We start from the raw sequence: 5,632 nt of genomic DNA on the forward strand, positions 1-5,632 counted from the left end.
CGGGTTCAGCACCCCGTGCTTCCGTAGGCCACACTCATGCACTGGGAAGTGGGCCAACCCGAGTCGTAGCAGGGTGGAGGCCAGTCGTTCGCCGCCTTGGCGCTGGTCCGGGTTTCCACCTGGCCCCAGATGATGCTGCCCGTAGAGCAGCTGGCGAAAGCGTAGGCCTTAGCCCCAGGAGAGGCTGTGGTGGGCATGGCCGAGGCCGCCAAGCTACAGGACGGGAAAAGGGACTGGGGGCCCAGGTGCTGGACCAGGAGGGGAAAAGTATCCAGACCCACCACCATTCCCCCATCAGAGGTCTTGAGCTTCGGGGGCAAACCCTGGAAGTCTCCACCCCCAGGGAGGTTCTCCGGACCGTACCGTTTCATCTGCCCCACAATTTCCCCCAGCTTCGCCCTAAGTTCCTGGCGTTGCGGTTCCTTCAGGGGGAGAGGGATCCTCTCCAAGAAGGCCCTTTCCAGGACGCTTACCACAAGCTCCTCGTCGGACCAAAGAGCCTGCTGCTCCTTCACAAAGCGCAGCTGTTCCTCCCAGAATGCCTTTTCCTCGGAGGTGGCTTGGGCCATCCTTCCCTGGGCGTATTCAGCGAACTTCCGCACGCTTTCCTCGCTCAAAAGAGGTGGCGCTATATCCAGGGAAACCCTCCCCTCCCCCTCCCGGTACCGGATTCCGGGGGCGAGTTCCATCCAGGCAGCGGATTGATCGGGGGATTGGGAAGGCGTTGCGGTTGCCGCTCCCCGCCCGCAGCCCGCAAAAAGACCAGAGAGAACGACCAGGAGCGCCAAGGGCACTCTTGAATTCCAGGCGAAGGGCCTCACGTGAACCCGCCGCGTCCGGCCGCCGACCTTGACCTCCTGCACTTCCTTGAGCATCTCCTTCACCCCCTTACGGGTTAGCCTCAGGGTAGCAAGAGGAAGGTAACGCCCGCGTAACTCAGGAAGCTCTCATAAAGACTCTAGGGCGTTACGTGGAGGTTACATGGGCCGGGGTAGCCTTCAGGCGTGCGGCTCCTCTGGCTTCTCCTCGCCCTCCTCGGGGGCTCTGGGGTCCTTCCCCAGTGCCTCGCCCCCCACTGCTCGCCCCCGGGGCCGGGGCTTTAAGTGTCCGTACTAGCCTGCCTTCACCGCCACCCCCTTCCCGCCCAGGAGGCGAAGCCGAGGAGGAGCCCCCCGGCCAGGAGGAGGAGCCTTCCCCTGGGCCACCGGTCGGCCAGATGCCCCCCGTAGAGGGCGAAGAGGGGCTCGGCCAGGAGGCGGAAGGCCAGGGCTGAGCTCGCCTCTAGGGGGCTCAAGGCCCCAAGAGCGGTGAGGGCGGCGTGGGCGAAGTAGAAGAACCCCGCCCCGAAGAGGCGGAAGGCTTCCAGCCAGAGGAGGAGGGCCAGCGTCATACGCCTACAGGCTAGCCGGAAACGGGCCAAAAACGAGAAGGGGTAGATTCTCCTTGTCCAAGATTCCTACTCTGCTTCTTCTTGCCTTAAGGCCTCCAGTCGCCTAGGGTGGAGGGGTCCTAAAGCGAAGGGAAGAAGGACCAGGAATCCCAAGGTTCCTAGGAGGAGGGGCAGGGTTGGATTCCCCTTGCCCAGGACCCCCGCCCCCAGGCCCCCCAGGGCCCCGGCCCCGTAGAGGAGGGCCCGGATGGCGGCAAGGCTTGGGGCCAGGCCCTCCTTGGGCAGGAGCCAGCCCCGCACCGCCCGCAGGTGGGTGCTGAGGAGGGCCACCCCCAGGCCTAAGAGGGGTGGGGCGGCGAGGAGGAGGGGAAAGGGCAGGAGAAAGCCCATCCCCCCGAGGGCTGCCCCTAATGGGCCCAGCCTAAAGGCCAGGGCCGGTGGGACCCGCCCGGCAAAGTAGCTTCCCAGGGTGTACCCCAGGCTTTGCAGCGCGAAGACCAGGCCGAAGAGGGCTTCCGGGGTGCCCGCCCGGAGGGCCAGAAGGCCCAGAAGGGCGGTGGTGAGGGCGTGGGCCAGGGTAAAGAGGAGGGAAAGAAGGAGATAGGGCCTGAGGGGGGCATGGGCCAGGAGGCGACGGAGGGACTGCACCAAGGCCTCGGGCCTCGTCGCCTCCTCCCTCTCCCCCTTCTCCCCCGTGAGGGCGGGGCGGAGAAGGGCCCAGGCCAGGAGGAGGATCCCGGCGGCAAGGAGGTAAGGGAGGGCGGGATGGAGGGCGAAGAGGGCGGGGCCGAGGCCTACCCCCACCAGCCCCCCCACCTCCCAGGCAGCATAGAGCTTGCCGCTCCTTTCCGCCAGCCTGTCCCGGCCTCTCCGCACCAGGAGGCCTTCCCAGGCCACGATGGCCAGGTCGGTGAGGACCATAAGGGGGTAAGCGTAGAAGACCAGGAGGGCGGCTTCCCGCGGCAGGAAGGGAAGGGGGAGGAACAGGAGGCCCCGGGCCAGGCGCAACTCCAGGAGAGCCCGGGCCAGGCCCTGCCGCTCCACCCAAGGACTGAGGAAGAGGAGGGGTCCCAGGGTGAGGTACCCCAAGGCGGCGAAGAAGCCCACCCATAAGGCCTCCCCCGTGCGGGCTACTTCCAGGGCGAGGGCACTAAAGCCGAGGGAGGCCCCGACGTCGCTCAGGGCCTCGGCCCAGAGAGGCCCGTTAGGAAAGGGAAACCTCACGGGAACCTCCCCTTCCTCAGGGAGAGGAGCCGCCCGCACCCCAGGGGCCCCAAGGCCAAGGGCAGGAGGAGAAGGAGGCCCAGGAGGGCGGTAAGGAGGGGCACCCGGGGGCCAAGGGTTCCCAAGCCCCCCGCCAGGAGGGTGCCGAGGAGGCTCCCCAGGGAGAGAAGGGCCACCGCCCCCGCCTGCACCCGGCCCAGGAGGGCCTCCGGCGCGAGGCGCTGCCGGTAGGCCCGTAGGTGGACCCCGCTTAAGGCACCGCCCCCGCCCACAAGGAAAGCGCCAAGAGGCCCGAAAGGAAAGGGCAGGAGGAGGAGGGCAAGCCCCAAGACCCTCAGCCCGTGCCCGCCCCAAATCCCCAGGCAAGGCCCTACCCTCCCCGCCGCGAGGCTTCCCAGGAAGCCCCCCAGGGAGAGGCCCAAGGGGTAGAGGCCGTAGAGGGCAGGGGGCGTCTCCTGGGCCAGGGCCAGGAGGGGCAGGAGGGCCAGAGCTAGCCCGGAGAGGAAGCTCAGGGCCAGGGCGTAGAGGGTAAGGGGAAGGAGCCGCCTGTCCTCGAGGAGGAAGGCGAGCCCCGCGAGGAGGGCCCTCAGGGTAAAACCCTCCCCCTTCGCCGCCCGTGGAGGCGGGTAGGCGGGGAGGTCCCGGAGGAGAAGGCCCTCCCCCGCGAGGAGGAGGCCTCCCAGGGCAAAGGGCAGGGGCTTGGCCAGGAGGAGGAGGGGAGGGGCCAGGAGGTCCCCCAGGCCGTCCCCGAGGAGCTGGGCCGCTTGAAGCCTCCCCCCTTCCCGCTCTAGCCTGCCCTGGGCCAGGCGGACCAGGAGGGCATGCCAGGCGGGGAGGTCCAGGGCCAAGACGGCCTGAAAGAGGAAGGCCAGGGGGAGGAGGAAAAGGGGTTCTTTGGGAAGGAGGGCGAAGAGGCCCAGGATCCCAGCCCTAAGCCAGACCCCTGCGAGGAGGAGGGTCCTGCGGTCCAACCGGTCCAGGAGGAGGCCGGCGAGGAGGTCCAGGGGCAGGGTGAGGTAGGGGAGAGCAGCCAAGAGGGCCAGGGTCCAGGTCGTTCCTTCAAGGCCCAGGAGGAGCCCAAGGCCCGTGAAGGCCAGGCTCCCCCCGAAGACGCCTAGGGACTCGGCCAGGAGGTACCGGCCCCTCACCGCCACCCCCTTCCCGCCCAGGGGGCGAGGGCGAGGAGGAGCCCTCCGGCCAGGAGGAAGGGAAGGGGGAGGGCCACCCCCGCCAGGGCCCCGCCTAAGAGGGGGCCTAAGGGGGCCAGGGCTCCGCTCAGGAAGAGAAAGCCTCCCGCCACCCGGCCCCGAAGCTCCGGGGGGGCCTGGCTCAGGCGCACCGCCCCGGCCACCGCGCCGAAGAGGGCGCCCCCAGCCCCCAGGAGAAAGGTCAAACCCGCGAGGAGGGGCCAGGGGGGAAGCAGGGCGGTCCCCAGGAGGCCTAGCCCCGCGAGGCCCAGGGCGAGCCTCAGGGTACCTCCTTCTCCTAACCGCCCCAGGACCGCCCCTACCAAGAGCCCTCCCAAGGCCCCCCCGAGGCTCTGGACTGCGCCCAGGAGGCCCAGGATCCAGGAGACCTCCCCCAGGCTCCGCAGAACCACAAAGGGCAGGAGGCCGGCGAAGAAGGCGTAGGCCAGGCCCAGGAGGGCCTCCTGGAGCAGGAGAGGACGGAGGGAGGGGCTTTCCCAAAGGAAGCGCAAGCCCAAGAGGCTTCCCCCCTCTGGTCTCACCGAGGATCTTGGGGGCAGGGGAAGGGCGCGGTAGAGCCCGGCCGCGAGGAAGAGGAGCCCGCTTCCCAGGCCGACGGTCCAGGGGCGGCTTCGGGTGAAGAGGAGACCTGCGGCCAGATCGGAAAGGGCGTCGGCAGCGGCATAGAAGGCCCCCAGCTGCCCCCGGGCCCGAGCCAGGGCCTCCTTGGGGAGGAGGTCGGCGAGGAGGGCCCCGGCGGCCACCATCCGCAGGGCCTCCAGGAAGGCGAAGAGGAAGCCCAAGAGGTAGAGGGGGAGGGGAGAGGGGGCGCTGAGGAGGGGGAGGAGGGCCAGGGTGAGCCCTCCCTGGCCCAAGGCGGCCAGGAGGAGGAGCCTTCCCCTAGGCCACCGGTCGGCCAGATGCCCCCCGTAGAGGGCGAAGAGGGGCTCGGCCAGGAGGCGGAAGGCCAGGGCTAGGCTGGCCTCTAGGGGGCTCAAGGCCCCAAGAGCGGTGAGGGCGGCGTGGGCGAAGTAGAAGAACCCCGCCCCGAAGAGGCGGAAGGCTTCCAGAGCAAGGAGCGGGGCCACAAGCATTAGAGGACGCTTGTCATGAAGAGAAGCCTGTTACTTCCCAGACGACCCCATTTGTGGGAGAGCAAACTAGCATCTTTTCCCCATCTGGGGTGAAGCGCACGCAAGTCGGAGAGGGCAAGCCCCTCACAACCGGGGGATCAAATGCATAGCTTCTAGATTCCTGCGGATCTAGGGCAATTATAGTTCCTTGAATTGGTTGTGTGACGTACAGCAGGTGGTTGTAGGGATGGCCAATGATACCTCCGAGCTCACCCAAATCGTAACCGATCGTGTGCCTTTCTGCTATCTCTAAGGCACTCTGGGGCCTAGAGTTTTGCTCCTCAAGTGGAAACACCACTACGCGTCCTAGGCTCGAAATCGCCAGAACGAGGGTATCCTCTACATCGGGTAGGAAGGTTGTCCATGAGTTTTTACTGCACTTACTTGCAAAGGCGCTCCAGTTTTCTGGCCAAGTTTCTGGAGGGGTAAACCCTTCGGTACCCACCGAACGCCGACTCGGGATGTCTATGATCACGGGGGTTGGCGTTCCGGTAGTAATCTCGCTGACAAGGCCCCTGACATCTTCCAGAGAGTCAGACCGAGCTGACGAGACTACGAAGATACGATGACTTCCTTTCCTACTTCTAACACAAGTGATGCTATAAGGCCTTATCAGGCCAGAGCAAAAGACTGGCATTTGGGAGGCAGGTCCACCATGTGTGATGTCAACCACCCTTTCGCCCCAAAACTCTGAAAGC

5 protein-coding genes are annotated in these 5,632 nt (G+C 67.0%); all 5 read right to left on the minus strand.

What is annotated here, in order from left to right; genetic code table 11:
* Positions 1–5: 5 nt before the first annotated feature.
* The 5 genes from QT17_RS14005 to QT17_RS05650 all read right to left on the minus strand — a co-directional run bounded on the left by QT17_RS14005 (position 6) and on the right by QT17_RS05650 (position 4,895).
* Entirely contained in the window at positions 6–689 is a 684-nt protein-coding gene (locus QT17_RS14005; RefSeq protein WP_200883381.1) for a hypothetical protein, read from the minus strand.
* Positions 690–1,123: 434 nt separating this feature from the next.
* Complete coding sequence (locus QT17_RS05635; protein WP_018112300.1) at positions 1,124–1,390, minus strand: hypothetical protein; 267 nt, start codon at positions 1,388–1,390, stop codon at positions 1,124–1,126.
* A gap of 66 nt (positions 1,391–1,456) precedes the next feature.
* Positions 1,457–2,614: a hypothetical protein gene (locus QT17_RS13650; RefSeq protein ID WP_039457572.1), complete on the minus strand. Its 1,158-nt coding sequence runs from the start codon at positions 2,612–2,614 to the stop codon at positions 1,457–1,459.
* Entirely contained in the window at positions 2,611–3,762 is a 1,152-nt protein-coding gene (locus QT17_RS05645) for a hypothetical protein (RefSeq protein ID WP_152607335.1), read from the minus strand. The genes QT17_RS13650 and QT17_RS05645 overlap by 4 nt, the downstream gene beginning before the upstream one ends.
* Positions 3,759–4,895, minus strand: coding sequence for an MFS transporter (locus QT17_RS05650; protein ID WP_015717247.1), 1,137 nt, complete (start codon positions 4,893–4,895; stop codon positions 3,759–3,761). The genes QT17_RS05645 and QT17_RS05650 overlap by 4 nt, the downstream gene beginning before the upstream one ends.
* Positions 4,896–5,632: the final 737 nt, after the last annotated feature.

The sequence above is a fragment of the Thermus sp. 2.9 genome (genome assembly GCF_000794385.1).
Classification (GTDB): Bacteria; Deinococcota; Deinococci; order Deinococcales; family Thermaceae; genus Thermus; species Thermus thalpophilus.